The sequence below is a fragment of the Slackia piriformis YIT 12062 genome, assembly GCF_000296445.1.
GTDB classification, from domain to species: Bacteria; Actinomycetota; Coriobacteriia; order Coriobacteriales; family Eggerthellaceae; genus Slackia; species Slackia piriformis.
This window is the reverse complement of the sequence record NZ_JH815198.1, coordinates 749972-768108: the sequence shown is the minus strand read 5'-3', so window position 1 is coordinate 768108 and position 18137 is coordinate 749972. Positions and strand designations below refer to the sequence as shown.

Below are 18137 nucleotides of genomic sequence, written 5' to 3'. Positions count from 1 at the left end.
CAACTCGCGGCAAAAACGCCCGACACAAGAAAAAGCGGGCCCGACGGCGTGTCGGACCCGCTTGCATTGTGCGGCTTCGAAGCGTGGTTATCGGACGCGACGCAGGCGAACTGCGTAATGCGCGTCGGGGCCGGAAGCGCTCAGCGTGGTGGAAAGCGTCTCTTCGACCTCGAACGATTCGCCGAATTTGGTCTTGCGGAACCGTTCCACGACGTTTTCGTTCTCTTCGGCGAACACGGTGCAGGTGGCATAGGTAAGCGTACCGCCCGGCTTCACCATTTTCGCGGCCTCGGCCAGAATGTCGTATTCAACCGACGACATGTCCGTAATCTGAGCGGCGGTCAAGCGCCAGCGGATTTCGGGATGGCGGCGCAGCGTACCGACGCCCGTGCACGGAGCGTCTACGAATACGGCGTCGAAAGATGCCTCGGGAAGCTTCTCGGAAAGCTTGCGTGCATCCATGGTGAGCGGACGAACCGAATTGATGCCATATGCAGCAACGCGCTTTTCGAGCAGATCGCCTTTGAATGCATGATCGTCGACCGAAACCATGGGAATCGTGCGACCGAAGGCGCGAACAGCGTTGCTCTGCAGAAGGATGGTCTTCGTCCCGCGGCCCGCACCTATTTCAAGGAAGGCCTCGACGTCTTCCTTCGGGCAGGCAAGCGCGGCAATGGCCTGGGCGGATTCATCCGAAACGCAGACGCTGCCGTTTTCGAACAAGGCGCGCACCTCGGGCTTGCGCAGCACGCGCGCATCTTCCACAAGGTAACATCCTGCAACCGTCTCAGACTCCTTCATGAGGCTGCCGGCCTGGTCGAAAATCTCGACCACGTCTTCGTCTTTGGCCTTGATGGCGTTGACGGCGATGTAGACCGGCGCATCGGCGTTCGACGCGCGCATGAACGCGGTGGCCTGCTTCAAGCCCATTTCATTCATCAGGCGCTTCGCGAGCCACAGAGGGAACGCCTGCGAACGGGCCAGAACCTGAAGGCTCAAGTCGGGATTGCCGTAAGGAAACTTCTTCGCGCTCGTGGCCATCTTGCGCAGAACGGCGTTGGCAAGGCCGGATGCCGCGGGCGCGATAGAACGAACAAGCTCGACGCCCTGGTCGACGGCTGCATAATCGTCTTTTCCGAGGAACAGAAGCTCATAAGCGCTGACGCGCAACGCATCGCGTACCTCCGCACCGATATCGTCGGGAGACTTGAGGTTACGATCGATAAATTCGTCCAACGTGCCGATCGTAGCAGTGACGCCGCGGGCTATTTTCGTAGCGAACGCCGCATCCTCGGGAGAGATGCCCTCGAACGTCGCGAGAACGCTAGGGGTGATTTCCGCGGTAAAGGCATCACGCTCGCGAACGGTCTTGCCGATTGCGCAGGCCGCAGCACGACCGGGAGACAGACGCGGCTTATCCGAAGACTTCGGGCCACGACGATCGCCGCGAGGTCCTCGAGCGTCGCGAGGCCTGCCGCCGGCACGTTCGTCGCGACGAGGTCGGCCGTCGCGCGAAGCGGGTCGCCCGTGTTCGTCAGAAGCGGAGGCGTTGTTAAAAGAGGCCTCTTGACCAGCGGCCGCATCGTTGACGTTATGAACCTGAGCGTCGGCATCTACGCGACGTTCGGCATCGTTGAATTTGCGGCGGTCGAACGAACCGTCACGCTTGCCGTCGAAACGGCCCTGGGAGGAAGAGCCAGGCCCGCGCTGGCCGCCGTCGTATTTCTTGAACGGCTTGCCGCCGCGAGGAGCACCTCTGCGCTCGCCCGAGCGAGGACCGCCGAACGATTTACCATCGCGGGAGCCGTAGCTTTTACCGCCGGGCTTGCGGTCGCCGTACGGCTTGCCATCGCGGCTTCCGTAAGGCTTGCGATCTCGCTCGCCAGAGGGCTTGCCGTCGCGATTACCGTAGGGCTTGCTGCCGGGTTTTCCATAGGGCTTGCCGTCGCGGCCGCCGTAGGGCTTGCCGCCAGGCTTGCGGTCCCCATAGGGCTTACCGTCGCGTTTCGGCCCACCGTACGAGCCGCCTTTGCCGTCTTTACGATATCCGCCTTCAGAGCGGTCATAACGTCGCTCTCCGCGGTTTCCGCCGGAACGCTTGTCGAATCCGCCCTGACGAGGCGCGCGCGAATTGCCGCCACGACCCGAGCCGCCCTGATATCCACCCTTATGCTGGTCGGTCATTTATACCTGCCCCCATGTCTTCGTACCTGATTTGATATCTTGCACGCCGCTTGCAAACGATGCGGCGTCCATTTCCTTTTTTCCGTCTGGCTTTATCATGCAGACCTCAAGTGCTCCATCCGCGCATCCGATGAAGAGCCTCTTGCGAACGAACGCAACAGAACCAGCCTGTATATCCCTGATTCCGACCTCTTCCGCATCGTCGGAAGAAACCATGCTCGTGCGAATAAGCGTCGCCGTCTTGCCGGCGAGGGAGCATCGGCTCGGATGAGCGCTGCTCGATGCCTGGACGCGACGCTGGTTGGCGAACACCGTGGCGCTCGGGTCGAGGTTGAGCTCGCCTTTTTCAATCTTCGGCGCATACGTGGCGTCGTCATCGTTCTGCTTGGTCCAGCGAACCTGGCCCTGCTCTATCTCATACAGGGCGGACATGAGCGCACACGCCCCCTTGTCGGCAAGCTCGTCGGTGAGACGCTCGCTTGACATATCGCCGATTTCGCACGAACGGCTGATGCAGTAATCGCCCGTATCCAGGCCGGCCTCCATCCTCATGATGCAGATGCCCGCCTCGCGCTCTCCCGCGAGAATCGCGCGTTCGATTGGAGCCGCGCCCCTGTATTTCGGCAGAAGGGACGCGTGAACGTTCAAGCAGCCGTACCGAGGGATGTCAAGCACTTCCTGCGGCAGAATCATGCCGTACGCTGCAACGCAGATAGCGTCCGGCGCAAGATTCCGAAGCCGCGCAACCTCCTCTTCGCTGCGAAGCGTCTTCGGCTCGAAGACGTCGATGCCCGCTTCCAGGGCGACTTTCTTCACCGGCGATGCGAGCAGGGCTTTTCCCCGCCCTCTCACGGCGTCGGGACGCGTGTAGACCGCAATGACATCATGCTGCTCCTTGAGCTCCATGAGGATGTTCGCAGCAAAATCCGGCGTGCCCATAAAAACGATACGCATGCGTATCACCATCCTTACCGCGCGACCCGCAGAAGCGTCCGCGCGCAATCGACGCTAAATGCGGGTATCGCCGGGCTTCGCGCCGGCGGCTTTCGCTTCTTCGTAATCGTGAAGTGCCTGGATTCGGGCGGAAAGATCGCATGATTCGAACAGGGTCTTGCCGTCGAGATGGTCGATTTCATGCTGCAGGCAGCGACCAAGCAGGCCGTCGCCTTCGATTACCCATTCCTCGCCGTTAAGGTCGGTGTAGCGTACCACGGCGTATTCTTTGCGACGGATGGGGACGGAAATGCCAGGGCATGAAAGGCATCCTTCTTCGTCCACCACTTCGCGCCCGCGCGTTTCGAGAAGAACGGGATTGAGCATCACAATCGGATTCTGCTCGCCGTCTTCCTGGTCGCAATCGACCACGATGATGCGTTTGAGCACGCCCACCTGGGGTGCCGCCAGACCGCAGCCGTTGTTCTTGTACATGGTCTTGGCCATCTGACGAGCGAGCTTTTTGAGCGACTTGTCGGTGACATCGCACACCTCGCACACCTGGCGCAACGTAACGTCGGGGTACGTGACCACCTTGAACGTATCGAATGCCATTTCTAAACCTCTATCCGTATTGTCAATTCGCGTTAAAAATCGACCGAGAGTATATCAGATCGCAAAGCGCGCATGACCAGGCAAAGGCAACCCGAGGCAGCGGACGCGCGAAACAGCGGAATTCCACCATAAACGCACGACGGCAGGCTGCGAACCGCAATGGCCGCAAGCCGCACAACAGACGAACGACCCCAAAAGACCGTGTGCGGCGAACGAGACGCTACAGCAGGCTCACAGGGTCCACATCGCATGCGACGTTGACGCTTTTGTGCGCGCGCCTCTTGCGAATAACGGGCGTGATCGCGGCCGAGATATCGGCATCCGCAGGCGCCTTGATAAGAATATGCCAACGATAGTGCCCGCGCAGGCGCTCGATGGCGCACGGTGCGGCGCCCAAGCTTTCCCACTGCTGGCCCACCACGTCGCGGATGACCTCGTCGACCCGCGCGGCCAACGCCTGGGCAACCTCGCGCACCTCCGAAGAAGAATCCCCCCACACGAGGATATTGGCCAGACGCGCATAAGGCGGATAACGCAGGAGCTTGCGTTTCGGCAGCTCATCAAGGAGAAAACGCTTACGGTCGTAGGCGGCCGCGGATTGAATCGCACAGCTTTCCGGCAAGTAGGTCTGCACAAGCACGCGCCCTTCGAAATCACCCCGACCGGCACGCCCGGCAACCTGCTCGATAAGAGCGAACGTCCGCTCCGCGCTGCGGAAATCGGGTAGCTTGAGCTGGGTGTCGGCATTAATCACGCCCACTAGCACCACGTCGTTGAAATCCAGGCCCTTCGCTATCATCTGGGTGCCCAGCAGCACGGCTGGGCCCGGCTTCCCGAACTGCCTTAGAAGCCTCTCGTGCGCATCGCGCGTGGCCGTGGTATCCGCATCCATGCGGATGATATCGGTCTGAGGCCTGTCCTCGAGCAGCTTGCGAAGCTCCGTCTCCACCCGCTGCGTGCCCGCGCCGAACTTCTTTAAATAGGGGCTGCCGCATACGGGGCAGGTCGGCATGGCCGGCGTCTGCCTGCCGCAATGATGGCACACGAGCTTATTGCCCCGTTCGTGATAGGTGAGCGAGACGGAGCACGTGGGACATTCAGGCACATAGCCGCAATCGCGGCACAAGACGAAGTTCGCGAAACCACGCTGGTTCAGCAGCAAGACCGCCTTGCGTCCTGCATCGAGCGCGGCGAACAGCGCCTCGCTCAAAGAGCGCGAGAACATGGAGCGCGAGCCCTTCGAAAATTCCTTTGCCATGTCTATGACGTCGACCTCAGGAAGGGGCTTGCCGTTCGCCCGCTCGGGCAAGGCGATGCGGTGCCAAGAAGGATCGGCCTTGCAACGACAGAGCGATTCAATCGAAGGCGTGGCGCTGCCCAGCACGAGCGCGGCACCGCGGCGCTTCGCCATCCACGCCGCGACATCGCGCGCGTGGTAGCGCGGCGCGCTTTCTTGCTTGTAGGTGTTCTCGTGCTCTTCGTCGATGATGATAAGGCCCAGGCGCTCCATCGGGCAGAACAGCGCACTGCGCGCGCCCACCACGACGCGCTTATCGCCCTGGCGGACCGCTTCCCATTGGTCGAAACGCTCGGCGGCGGTCATCCGCGAATGCATGACGGCGACCGTACGCCCGAAGCGCCCTTCGAAACGCAAAACCGTCTGCGGGGTGAGCGCTATCTCGGGCACGAGGACAAGAGCGCCGCATCCTTTCTCCAGGCATGCGCGAATGGCGCGAAGATACACCTCGGTCTTGCCCGAACCGGTCACACCGTCGATGAGGGCCACTTCTCCGCAGCCGCGATGGAGGCATTCCGACACAAGCACGAAGGCCTTCGCCTGCCCCTGCGTGAGCTCGAACGATTCTAAGGCGCGCGCCCTGCGCGATATCTCCTCGTCGGAAAGCGGCGTGAAATCTTCGGCATCCTTCTTACGACGGCGCGCCGGCTTTTGCAGCTCCCACGAATCGCCTTTTTTCTGAACCTTCGGCGTGCGACCCACGGGCGTGAGCAGGTGAACGCACGCGCTCAGAGGAGCGATGTAGGTGGTTGCGATGTATTCGATAAGCGCCGCACCGTCTTCGTCGAAATACGGTGCGGAAAGCACAGCAAGCACGGGCTTGAGCTTCGAAGAAGCCGAGGCGTCGGCGGAGCGTTCCCCCTGAGCGTCCGCAGCCCCCGAGAACACGGCGTCCTCCTCCAGGCTGAAATCTTCTTCACGGACTTCCATGACATAGGCCACCGCGCGACGACGGCCGAACTCGACAAGCACCGCGCACCCGACGGCGACATCGTCCATCTCTTCGGGGACGACATAGGTGTAGGACGAATCCAACGCCTGGGTCTGTATGTCCAAAACAACCGAAACGGTGCGCATGCATTTCCTTCGAACGATCACGGTGGCCAATGAAAAGGCGCCCTTCGGAACAAGGCCGAAAGGGCGCCTGAAGTACGGCAAGCATACGCCATCTTGCCGCGAAAGACGAATTCGTCGTTTAGCGACAGAGGCCCTCTTACCTGGTTACGCGATACCGCATGCCGCGCGCAATGCGTCCACACGATCGGTGCGCTCCCACGTGAACTCGGGAAGCTCGCGGCCAAAATGGCCGTAGTTGCTGGTAAGACGGTAAATGGGACGACGCAGGTCGAGCGCGTCGATGATGGCGCCGGGACGCAGGTCGAAGACTTCGTTCACCGCACGCTCGATAGCATCCACGGGAACGTGGTTGGTACCAAACGTATCGACCAGGACCGAGACCGGATGCGCCATGCCGATGGCATAGGCAATCTGCACTTCGCAACGCTCGGCCAAGCCCGCAGCAACCACGTTCTTGGCAACCCAACGGGCGGCATACGCTCCCGAGCGATCCACCTTCGTGCAGTCCTTGCCGGAAAACGCGCCGCCGCCGTGGCGACCCATGCCGCCGTAGGTGTCGACGATGATCTTGCGGCCGGTCAGGCCTGCATCGCCCATGGGGCCGCCCACAACGAAACGACCCGTGGGGTTGATGTGGATGCCGGCGTCTTCGGAAAGCTGCACGCCCTCGGCGGCCATGACAGGTTTGATGACATGCTCCACGATATCAGCACGCAGGGTTTCGTTCTCAACATCTTCGGAGTGCTGCGTAGACACGACCACGGTTTCCACCGCGGTGGGAACACCGTCCACATAGCGCACGGAAACCTGGGTCTTTCCATCGGGGCGCAGATACGGCAACGTGCCGTTTTTGCGCACCTGGGTCAGACGCTCGGACAAACGATGCGCCAGATAGATCGGCATGGGCATGAGCGTGGAAGTTTCGTTGCAGGCATAGCCGAACATCATGCCCTGGTCTCCCGCGCCGACGCTTTCGTACGGATCGGACTCGACGTCTGCGCCGTGCTGGGCCTCCCACGATTCGTCAACGCCCTGGGCGATGTCGGGACTCTGCTCGTGGATGGCATTCATCACACCGCAGGTGCTGCCATCGAAGCCGTATTTGGCACGGTCGTAGCCGATGTCGGTCAGCACGCCGCGCACGATGTCCTGCACGTCCACGTACGCCTGGGTGCGAATTTCTCCGGCAACCACCACAAGGCCGGTGGTGACCAGCGTCTCGCATGCGCAACGAAGCTGCGTAGGGTCGGCAGGCTGGCCGGAAGGGGCGATGTAGCCCTCCTTCGCAAGATCGATTTCCTTCGCAAGGATGGCGTCGAGGATGGCATCGGAAATCTGATCGCAGATTTTGTCAGGATGGCCTTCCGTCACGGACTCGGACGTAAAGACGTAGTTTGAACGGGTATCAGTCAAGATTCCTCCTTCATCGCTGTTGGCCGGACCACCTTGGCTGATGCGCCAGGTTGGTGTCGGGATCAGCAAGCCAACCCTCTCCCCCGACTCTGGATAAACGGTCATTAATATGAAAGCGAATCAGCTGGACGAAACTCCAAATGATTCTCAAACTCCGAAAGAATATCGAAAATGCGACCCGAGAACAAGACAGAGCAATCCCTCCATGGAATCGCCAGAGGAAACCCGTACAATACGGGTTTTCGGCACAACGCCGCCAATCCACGTCCGCATCACGAAAGGCACTCATGAACGCATTGAACGCCCTAGCCCGCATCGTCGGGACAATCACCCTTTGCGCCCTGCTTATCGGCGCAGGGCTTTTCGCCTGCTGCCTGCGCCCCGCCACAAGCCTCATTGCCCAGGCAACGAGCAACCACGACGATTCTCCCTATTCGCAAGAAGCGCTGGTGGGCCTGGCCACGCTGACGCGCGACTACACCGTGGACGGCGGCGAGCGCACGGCCATGCTCGACACCATAGCCCAGGCAGCCTCCGACGCCTCCCCCGCGCTCAAAGGCGCAGCCGACAAGCAGGCCGCACTGGCCTCGTTGGGAGAGCGCTACACCTTGACCGACGATGCCCTGGACCATCTTGACGACGTCAACCGCGTCATCGGCGCAACGCGCATCGCCTTCGCCGTCATTGGCATCGCATGCGTGGCGGCACTTGCCCACGTGCTCGTGCGCTGCGGGAAGAAAAGCCTCGGCGGGGTGCTCATGGCATCCGGAGGCGCCGTCATAGCGGTCTTCGCCCTGTTGGCGTTGTGGGTGATGATCGATTTCAATGGATTCTTCGCGGCTTTCCATTCTTTGTTCTTCAGCGCAGGAACGTGGACGTTCAGCTACGATTCGCTGCTCATCTGCATGTATCCGCCCGATTTTTGGATTTCCATGGGCATCCTATGGCTGGTAACCACGCTTGCGGGATGCCTGATATGCCTTATTATTGGTAGGCTATTGAGAAAACGAAGCGCCGCATAGCGCTTCTTGCCAACCGGCGCCTGCACGCCGCTTTGCCGTCGCTCGCGCCGCAACCGAGTCGAAAAGACCTACGAGGAGTATCCGAATGACCGACACCGTACGCGTTCGCTTCGCGCCTTCGCCCACCGGAAAGCTTCACATCGGCGGCGCCCGCACCGCCATCTACAACTGGGCGTTTGCCCGCGCCATGGGCGGCAAGTTCATCCTGCGCATCGAAGACACCGACCCCGAGCGCTCCACCGAGGAAAACACCCAAATCATCCTGCGCGCCATGCGCTGGCTGGGTCTGGATTGGGACGAAGGCCCCGAAGTAGGCGGCGAATTCGGCCCGTACCACCAGACCGAGCGCTTCGACACCTACGCCGCAGCGCTTGAAACCCTCAAAGAGCGCGGCGCCGTGTATCCGTGCTTCTGCACCAAAGAAGAGCTCGACGCCAAGCGCGAGGCTGCAGGCGAATCCTACGCCGGCTACGACCGCACCTGCCGCAATCTCTCCGCCGAAGAGGCGCAGGCGCGCATTGCCGCGGGCGAGCCGCATGTCTGGCGCCTGAAGGTTCCCGAGAACCACGGCCCGATCGAATTCGACGACGCGGTATACGGCCACATGAGCTTCCCCGCCGACGTCATGGACGATATGATCCTGGTTCGCACCGACGGCACCCCCACCTATAACTTCGCCGTTGTCTGCGACGATGCCAACATGCAGATCACGCACGTCATCCGCGGCGACGACCATCTGTCCAACACCCCGCGCCAGATCCTGATCTACGAGGCGCTGGGCCTTGAAGCGCCCACCTTCGCGCATCTGTCCATGATCTTGGGCGCAGACGGCAAGAAGCTCTCCAAGCGCCATGGCGCCACCAGCGTGGAAGAATACAAGGCACAGGGCTTTTTGCCCGACACCATGGTGAACTTCCTGGCGCTTTTGGGCTGGAGCCTTGACGGCGAAACCACCATCATCAGCCGCGACGTGCTGTGCGAGAAGTTCAGCCTGGACCGCATCACCAAAAAGGACGCCGTCTTCGACGAAACGAAGCTCGAGTGGATGAACGGCCAGTACATCAAGGCCATGAATCCTGCACAGTGGGTTGAGCTCTCCCGCCCGTGGCTGATCGAAGCGGGCGCCACCGCCGAAGACATCGACGCGCGCCCCGAATGGTACGCCAAGCTCTACCCGCTGCTCGCCGAGCGCGAAACCAGCCTGACCGACGCTGCGGAAAAGCTGCCCTACATGTTCTGGGGAGCCAACGTCACGCTGGATGAGAAGAGCGTGAACAAGGTTTTGAAGAAGGAAGGCGCCCGCGCCGACGAGGCCCTGCGCGCATGCCGCGATATCCTGGCCGACGAAAGCCGCGCCTGGGAATGCGAAGGCCTGCAGCAGGCATGCCGCGACCTGTGCGAGCCCATGGAGATCAAGCCGAAAAACATGTTCCAGCCTTTGCGCGTGGCCGTGTGCGGCAACATGGTTTCGCCCCCGCTGTTCGAGAGCATCGAGCTGATGGAGCGCGCCGACGTCCTTGCCCGCATCGACGCCACCATGAACGAGGTTTTCGCCTCCTAGACCGCAGAACCACCGGGCGCCCCGTGTAAGCACATGCGGGGCGCCTTCGTATGAACGGGCCAAGCCCCACCGCAAGCAGACCACAGGAGCACCGCAATGGACATCATGACGATAGGCGAATACTGCGTACGCCCCCACGGCGGATCGTGCGAACGCTGCAAAATAGCCTGCCCCGCGCAGGCCATCTCCTTCGAAAACAAATCGGCCATACCGTCCATCGACACACAAGCCTGCACCAAGTGCGGCGTTTGCATGGGCGTCTGCGACGCGTTCACATCGTCCACCACCACGACGCTGCGTCTGTATGAGCATCTTCGCCGCGTTGCCATGCGCGGAGAAATCGTATACCTCACTTGCAAGGAAAATATCTTCCCCGATTTCCAGCCGGCGAAAAACGTCACGGTGCTTCCCTGCCTTGCCTGCATGCCGCCGGAGCTGTGGGCATTGCTTCTGGCGCAAAACGCCCCGCTGTGCATCGCGTGCGATCTGAAATACTGCGAAGACTGTCCCCGCGCAACCGGCCGCGGCGAGCTGCTATTCACCCGCGCGGTGGAAATGGCAGAGGCATGGAGCGGCGGCGGCGTACGCTTCGACCGCGAAATACCAGAGCTGGAAGAAAGCACCCACACCGTGGCACGCGATCAGTTCGGACGCCGCGAGGCCTTCGACAGCGTGAAAGACGATGCGATCGACATCATTTCCGGCAAGCGCCGCCTGAAGAACTCCGACACGCTTAAAGACGTCTACCGCAAAAAAGAACGCAAGCGCATGCAGGACATGCTCAACCTCACCGAAGGCGACGTGATCAACGAATTCGCCGAAAGCGGACGCACGCGCCAGACCATGCCGCCGCGCAGACGCATGCTGCTCGAAGCGCTGTGCGCCAAACCCGAGATGGCGTCCAATGTTGACCTGGTGGTAAGCGCCACCAACCACGAAACGTGCGTCGAGTGCCTGGACTGCACGAAGAGCTGCCCCACGGGCGCGCGCACGATCAGCGCAGAAAACGGTAGCCTGTCCTACGACGCGCGCTACTGCATAGGCTGCGGAATCTGCGTGGATACGTGTCCCACGCACTCGATCGACCTTGTGGAAGCCAATCTTGCTGATATGCTGCCGCAAGGACCGGGAACGCCCGCCATCGAACCGACCATCGCATAGGAGAGACGCATGAACGCGAACAAAGCCTATACCGACGAATATCTGCAGCACGTAGCGGCGCTTGACGGCGATGTGCAAGGCATGAAAGCCGCGCGCAATCATATGGAGCATTCCACCGCGATCTATCACGGCACCGTGGTGAACTCCTCCTACGTGCCGCGCTTCTTCGACCAGAAGACCTACGACTACTTCAAATACGCCTCCGAAACCACGCACCGCATTCTGGTGAAGGTCATGCGCGAGTATCTGGAAAACCCCGAATACCGCCATGTATACGACATCGACGAGCGCCTGGTTGATTTGATCCTGCTGTCGCGTGACTACGATGCCATTCTGCCCTTCGCTCGCGTGGACATGTTCCTGGACGAAGACGCCATGACCGCGAAGTTCTGCGAGTTCAACGCAGACGGCTCCAGCGGCATGAACGAAAACCGCGAGATCACGGCAAGCATGCAGGGCTGCGGTGCCTACCAGGCGTTTGCTGAGCAGCACAAGCTTGCCACCTGCGATAAGGCGCTGTTCCCCGGCTGGGTGGACGAGTTCCTTTCGATTTACGACACCTATGCGTTCAAGGTGGAAAACCCGCACATTGCCATCGTGGACTTTTTGGAAAACGCCATTACCGAAGAGTTCAAGATCTTCTCCAAGCTGTTCGCCGAGCGCGGCATTGAATGCTCGGTCTATGACGTGCGCGATCTGGCGTATGAAGACGGTCGCCTCATTGGCCGCAAGGCGTTCTACGGCCGCGACAATGCACCAATCGACGCCATTTGGCGCCGCAGCGTGACCAACGACATCATCGACAACTGGGAGGCTTCGCAGCCGCTGATCGAAGCCGTGCGTGCACGCAAGGTGGCGCTGATCGGCAGCTTCGCGGGGCATCTGGTGCACGACAAGCAGATTTTCCAGGTGCTGTTCAAGCCCGAGACAAAGGCTCTTCTGACCGACGAAGAGAACGCCTTCGTGGAAGCCACCGTGCCGTTCACGGCGTTTCTGAACGATAATGAAGTGGACTTGGATGCCGTAAAGCGCGACCGCGAAAACTGGATCATCAAGCCCGTGGATGCGTACGGCAGCAAAGACGTGTATGCGGGATTGGACTTCTCCGACGAAGAATGGGCGCAGATCATAGACCGCTACGCCAACGGCGCGGCCGGTGCGCCGTTTATTGTGCAGCATTACTGCACCCCGCACCGCACCATGGCACTCCCCCTGCGCGGCGAAGAGGGCGATTACACGGCAGAGCCGCAGCCCTACGCCAACCTGTCGGGCCTGTACCTCTACAACGGCCGCTTCACCGGCGTCTTCAGCCGCCTGGGACCCGAGCCGGTGATTTCCAAGAAGACCGGCGGGATTACCGCTGCGACTATTTGGGTTGATGCTGAAATCGATTAAGGCTTGACCGCCAGATAGCACAGGATTTAACAAGGGCGCTGGAAGACCTCCGGCGCCCTTTCTTTGAGAAGCTTCAGCGAGTTTCCGCTCGACTCAACGCTAGCTATCTTTTCAGCAGCGTACCTTCATCTAGTGGGAGCATTACCACCTTGGTAAATATCCTGAAAACCAAAATTATTATTGGAAAATGCCACTATCTGTGGGTCGGACAAGTAACAGGACAACTCCCCCTCGTCGCCTATAAACATCTTCGCAATTGATTCGAACGAGCGTTCGCTAAGTGTTGGCATCGCCCCGTTCTCCTTGCCTTATTGTTGACTTACCTGCCACTTGAACAAGTGCCGCCAGGAGTATTTGTCGCTTACAGTTTTCGATAGGACTATGCCCAGCGCCATCGCGTCATTCAGAGAGAATGCCAAATCCGAACCTATCTAATCTCATTTACAATCTTCGCGGTGCCCTCGGGCGCCTTTATCCCCAGCAAACAAAGCTTCACACATTCTTTCCGCAGAATCGCCGGCAATATCAGAAAAAACGCGCCTCGATCGAATCGAGCAGCGGGAAATCGAGGATTGAAATACAATAGCATCTTTTCCGACATGATCGTTCATGCGCAACCACGGAGTCGTTCACGATGCCGTCTTAGACAACGGCTCAACCCCTTCGTTAATCCCGATGAATGTCGCCCACGCATTCGCTTCAACGTATACCTAATGATGATACCCTCTTCGGCGGATTCCGTTCACAAAGCAACCTGAATCAAGCTTTTCGCGCTTTTCAAATCAGTGTTGACAAACATGCTTACGAACCTGAGGGAATAAAACACTGAGAATCGCAAGAGAAGAGCGCATCTCCCTTAAGTCTCCGAATGCCGTAACGCACCACCTTCAACTCTAGCGAGCAAATGACGAAAATCGATATGCCCGCTTATGCAAGGCTTCGATACTCGGTTAGAAAGTCTACAATTGTTGCTGACATTTTCGCCTGCCTCACAAGATCTTTCCCATAGTCATTTTTAAGTTCAGGAAATACAGTATCCTGAACATCCCAGGAACAGCGGAACCTATCCCATTCAGAACAAAGCCACGACTCGAAGCCCGTACGCTCCTCTTCAGATCTGAATACCGGAATCATACGCAGCAGTCTATCCCGAACCCATGCTAATGAATGCCCTTCTTTACCCAAATCAAACTCAAGCATTTTGATTTCTATTGAATCCTGACAATAGAATCCATAATTCGGAGGAAGCCATCCATCACTCCATTCCGACCTAGGAGAGCTCAACATACTTGCCGTAGGAATGGGAATGTAAAGATGGTCGGAGTAAGCCCCGTGGATTTCGCGCAACATCGTCTGATGATAATAAAAACGCGTCGTCCACCAAGAAGGTTCCCTGAAATAAGGGCTAGCAAGCATGAAGTATTCATAGGCATCCCTATCCTCATCAGGAGTTCTGGCGATAGTAAACTCAGGATAGTCCCTGTGATAAAAACAGCTTGCGAATGCGATGTCGTCATGAATACAAGACGGAGAGGTTTTCTCCCATTTTTCAGGATTGCTCATCAAGCAGGCAATCCGCTGCAATGGTGTTTTGTCCAAGCCAAACCTATTTCGCCACAATCTTTCGGCAACTAAAGCAGGAGCAGTTTCGTTTTTCCCAACATTTACGTCTTGAGACCTTGAATAAATCGCGCCCGCACGAACAGTCTGCTTCCCTCTTCCGAAATCCTTTATCAAAAAATATGGCAAGATATGCCAATCTGGATCAATCGTTATGATGTCGATATTGCGGCAAGCCAGATGCACCGTAGTAACTTCAACCCGTGGATAAGTTTCTGCCCAAATGGCCGAATGCAACGTGTCTATGAGCTGCTGAGTGTTCTTTCTTTTGCTTGCGTTTTCATTGATGCCCACTATTTGATAGCTTTCATCATCAACACCAAAAATCAAATAAGCTCTACGGGCTTCAGGGTTATTTGCCAAGCAGATAACATCGTGAACAAGATCTCCGTTGTCATGATGCCATTCAAGCTTGAAATCCCAGTAGGATCCTTCTTTTCCTGAGGCAATCAAATCGTTTACCAGGTCAACCAAAGAATTAGACGACGTGTTGTTCAAGCTATCTTCCTTCATGATTCAGCACAATGGGACAAACCTGCTCCATGTCTTCGGTGCGCTCAATGTAACCGAGTGATGCTAGGACGCAGCGACCAATGTGGTACCCAAGATTAACCGGAACGGCATTGCCAATCTGCTTATACTGGTCTGATATTCCACCAGTAAATTCCCACTCGTCAGGAAAAGTCTGTATCCTGGCATATTCACGTATATTTAACGGTCTCGTCTCTGAAGGATGACATCTCTCGGTTTGCTTTTGAGCTGGTGAGCAAGTCAGGGTTAAGCTGGGATAATCCCACGAGAGACGTCGTGCCATACCCGTCTTGCCACCCCCCAGATAATAGCTGCCGCCCATATATTCCCTCGCAATGTCGTCAGGCAAATCGCGCCAACAGCCACCTTCGGGAACCAAGTCCATAACCGCTTTTTTCTTTTCCGGATATTGCTGCCCATCTGAAGCGGGACAATCTTTTAAAGCCTCGCGAAGAGAAATGAAGTAATCCTTTTCCCGAGGGAAAAGGATAGGACAACTCAAATCCTTCCTAACGGCAAAGATAATCAAACGTTCACGTTTCTGGGGAACATCGAGATACTGGGCGCGTAACACTCGGTAATTTACATAATACCCAAGCTCATCAAGGGTATTCAGCATCGTTTCCAGCGTACGACCTTCATCGTGCCTCAAAAGACCTCGCACATTTTCACCAATGGCAATCTTAGGACGAACCTCTTCGATCGCACGTGCAAATTCAAAAAACAAAGTTCCTCGAGTGTCATTAAATCCTCGAGATTTTCCAGCATAGCTAAACGCTTGACACGGAAATCCCGCCTGGATCACTTCGGCCTTCATCCCTTTAAATGAGACATCTCTAATATCTCTATCGTCAACATTCCAACCGAGATTTTGCTTTTTGCTATTATTTCTTAGGGTTGCAGCTGCTTTCGCATTGAACTCATTCAAATACACGTGAGATAAACCGGCGTTTGCGAAGCCAAGCGCTGTTCCGCCTGCACCCGCAAACAAATCAATGCAAGTAGCTTTTTCAATAGCACTATCTTCTTTAAGAACCCTAAATGAAGCTTCTTCACCTTCGCCATTCAGTTTACGCTGCAGGCGCTGAATTTCTTTTAGGTTAAAAAGCCTTTTCCCGTTCTTGTCACGCGTTGCCTTAATAAGTCCGAGCTTATTCCATCTGCGAATCGTATCGGCCGAAACGTCAAGAGCCTTTGCTGCGGCGGTAACACTTACGAACTGCAATTGCATCATTCACCTAATATAATAACCTTTGCCTATGTAAAGGTTATTATATTATCAGATAGATACTAAGATAAATGAGATTAAGGCATACTTATCGAGTAATACTTCATCATTCCGCTTTTATCGTAGTCGCTATGAATAACATCGCTCAATATGTCAGGAAAGACATCATACAGTTCCTCGAGAGCGGTCTCCCGACCGAAGGCCCACGTATATGCCGTAGCTCCATCGCAACACCGTACGTTATCGCGCTCGGGACGTCCCGAGACCCTCCACGGCTTGTCGTACCTAACGGGGACTTTTGGCACAATTTGAACCAGATAAGAAACGCTTGCATTTGTTCGCGCGAGCATATCTAGCTTATCCCATATATCCTTTTCATCGGAAGCTTTGATGGTGTTGTATCTATTTTTCACCTCAACGTGAACAGGCTTCGAATAGGGAGTTTCATGCACGATTAAATCAACGACACCGCCATTCGAGCCAAGATTATCCCACCCGTCCGCTAAACCAAGGACGCTCTGATGAAGATTACCAACCGCATTGGAAATGGTTTTGTTTACACCCCTAAGTTTCTCGAAAGCCATCATGCTATCCGCTGGCTGTCCAAATAAAACTGCCTGAGCAGCAATGGTGAACGGATCGGGTGGAGCGGACAGCTTGGATGACTTCGCCTTCTCAATCGAATTTTCAAAAACATGCTTAACAACTTCATAAAGCGCGTCTTCGTCAATCCAATCGAGACCGTAACCGTGGTGAATGTCGGACATACAGGGACTCCCTAAACAGGTTTATAAATGCATCTTCAAAATATCACATCTTAAATACCGACTTAACTGCATAGATGATTTACGAAGCGAAACCGGCAAGAAACCTGACCACATCCAAAATTCCATACCCACACAAAGTGTGCGATTCTTGTCGCGGATAGCGCTCTTCGCATCCCTTGCTAGAAAGGCATTTACACCCATAAATTCCCATTTGAGACCTTACGAAAAATTGCAGTAAACCCCAATGCACCCTTCCCTTACAGCGCGGCCTTAGAGCAATAATTCTCAAAAAGTTGGCCGTGCGGTTAAGCATCATCAGATGGGTCAATCGGAACTTGATAATCATTTGTACGAGAGATCAAAGCGCCTGCAATTGATGGCATCAATGAGCCATTAACACCACCGAATCGGGTTTCCCGTCTCCACGGACGCAACCAGAAGCGACCTGATACGCTCCGCCCTGTAGTAACGCCCCTCGTACATGAAGGGAGCCTCCCGAGGTTCCACCCAAAACTCTCTGGCTACTTTAGGTGCGCCATGTGGACCAATCGAATCGAAAGAACGAATACGCTCCCCCGTTTCATGGAGCGTGATCGCCATTTCCTGAGAGCCATTCTCTCCCTCGAGTCCTATTGGGTCTTGCCTGAATCTTCGGCTCTTCAACGTGCGGCCCTTGCCGTCCACGAAATACGCCGCATTCCCCTCCATGCCCATTTCGAAACCAGGACCCATCAAGATAGGATGAGACGCATGATCTGCGCAGGACCAAATTGGGCTTTCCGAATCCTCGCAAACCAACGAATTGAAGACGAGACCTCTTGCAGATTCGACCAAATCGTCAATCTCCTCTATTGCCTTTTTCGCAAGCTCCGCAGGAAAACACCCGCCGTTGCTATCGGGAATAAGGCCGCTGAGAACCGGGTATCTATCGTTGCCGCCCAACTCCTCGACGACAGATTGGAATTCCCTCGCTCCGGCCCAGTTACCCACCCATTCGCTACAATATTCGCCATCCTCATGCTCGCAGGCATGATCGACCCAATCGTGAAAGCGATCGTTAAGCGCGGCATGACGATCTATATAATCAGAGTAACCAAGACTTTTTCGCAAACTGTCCAGCATATGAGAGCAGAGGAAGCCTTCCTCGTCACGATACACATCGTCCATCGTGAAGGGCTCCGGCGGATTCGAAAGCTTCCCCTCCTCGAAGCAATTGCAAGTCACGTACGCATCAAGACCCATTTCCATCATCCTCTCAACGTTCGCTGCGCATATTCTCCAATCAGCATTGATGTAATCCCGTAATTATGCGACATTCTGAAATAGCAAGACG

Annotated in this window: 13 protein-coding genes; 4 read left to right on the top strand and 9 right to left on the bottom strand. The window is 56.7% G+C overall.

Annotation, left to right across the window (positions count from 1 at the left end; genetic code table 11):
* Window positions 1-87: 87 nt before the first annotated feature.
* From HMPREF9451_RS03380 to metK, 5 genes are all read right to left on the bottom strand, one after another.
* Window positions 88-2184, bottom strand: a complete 2097-nt coding sequence (locus HMPREF9451_RS03380) for a transcription antitermination factor NusB (protein ID WP_009138907.1) — start codon at window positions 2182-2184, stop codon at window positions 88-90.
* The gene (fmt, locus tag HMPREF9451_RS03375) at window positions 2185-3138 is read right to left on the bottom strand and encodes a methionyl-tRNA formyltransferase (protein ID WP_009138906.1); all 954 of its coding nucleotides are present in this window, start codon (window positions 3136-3138) and stop codon (window positions 2185-2187) included. It lies immediately after the preceding gene.
* 54 nt (window positions 3139-3192) lie between these two features.
* Window positions 3193-3732: a peptide deformylase gene (gene def, locus HMPREF9451_RS03370; protein ID WP_009138905.1), complete on the bottom strand. Its 540-nt coding sequence runs from the start codon at window positions 3730-3732 to the stop codon at window positions 3193-3195.
* A 220-nt stretch (window positions 3733-3952) separates the two neighbouring features.
* On the bottom strand, window positions 3953-6106 hold the full coding sequence (gene priA / locus HMPREF9451_RS03365; RefSeq protein WP_009138904.1) for a replication restart helicase PriA: 2154 nt from the start codon (window positions 6104-6106) through the stop codon (window positions 3953-3955).
* A gap of 144 nt (window positions 6107-6250) precedes the next feature.
* Entirely contained in the window at window positions 6251-7519 is a 1269-nt protein-coding gene (gene metK, locus HMPREF9451_RS03360) for a methionine adenosyltransferase (RefSeq protein WP_009138903.1), read from the bottom strand.
* Between the two features lie 287 nt (window positions 7520-7806).
* Between metK and HMPREF9451_RS03355 the strand changes: the two genes are divergently transcribed.
* From HMPREF9451_RS03355 to HMPREF9451_RS03340, 4 genes are all read left to right on the top strand, one after another.
* Window positions 7807-8541, top strand: a complete 735-nt coding sequence (locus tag HMPREF9451_RS03355; protein ID WP_009138902.1) for a lipoprotein intramolecular transacylase Lit — start codon at window positions 7807-7809, stop codon at window positions 8539-8541.
* An 85-nt stretch (window positions 8542-8626) separates the two neighbouring features.
* Complete coding sequence (gltX, locus tag HMPREF9451_RS03350) at window positions 8627-10102, top strand: glutamate--tRNA ligase (protein WP_009138901.1); 1476 nt, start codon at window positions 8627-8629, stop codon at window positions 10100-10102.
* 96 nt (window positions 10103-10198) lie between these two features.
* A complete protein-coding gene (locus HMPREF9451_RS03345; protein WP_009138900.1) occupies window positions 10199-11263 on the top strand; it encodes a 4Fe-4S dicluster domain-containing protein in 1065 nt (354 codons plus the stop codon).
* Between the two features lie 9 nt (window positions 11264-11272).
* The gene (locus HMPREF9451_RS03340; RefSeq protein WP_009138899.1) at window positions 11273-12658 is read left to right on the top strand and encodes an ATP-grasp domain-containing protein; all 1386 of its coding nucleotides are present in this window, start codon (window positions 11273-11275) and stop codon (window positions 12656-12658) included.
* 927 nt (window positions 12659-13585) lie between these two features.
* Here HMPREF9451_RS03340 and HMPREF9451_RS03335 read toward each other — a convergent pair.
* The 4 genes from HMPREF9451_RS03335 to HMPREF9451_RS03320 form a co-directional block, all read right to left on the bottom strand.
* Complete coding sequence (locus HMPREF9451_RS03335) at window positions 13586-14776, bottom strand: AlbA family DNA-binding domain-containing protein (RefSeq protein WP_009138897.1); 1191 nt, start codon at window positions 14774-14776, stop codon at window positions 13586-13588.
* A 1-nt stretch (window position 14777) separates the two neighbouring features.
* On the bottom strand, window positions 14778-16043 hold the full coding sequence (gene dcm, locus HMPREF9451_RS03330) for a DNA (cytosine-5-)-methyltransferase (protein WP_148508493.1): 1266 nt from the start codon (window positions 16041-16043) through the stop codon (window positions 14778-14780).
* A gap of 71 nt (window positions 16044-16114) precedes the next feature.
* Window positions 16115-16804: an Eco47II family restriction endonuclease gene (locus HMPREF9451_RS03325; RefSeq protein ID WP_009138895.1), complete on the bottom strand. Its 690-nt coding sequence runs from the start codon at window positions 16802-16804 to the stop codon at window positions 16115-16117.
* Between the two features lie 393 nt (window positions 16805-17197).
* A complete protein-coding gene (locus HMPREF9451_RS03320) occupies window positions 17198-18046 on the bottom strand; it encodes a hypothetical protein (RefSeq protein ID WP_009138894.1) in 849 nt (282 codons plus the stop codon).
* Window positions 18047-18137: the final 91 nt, after the last annotated feature.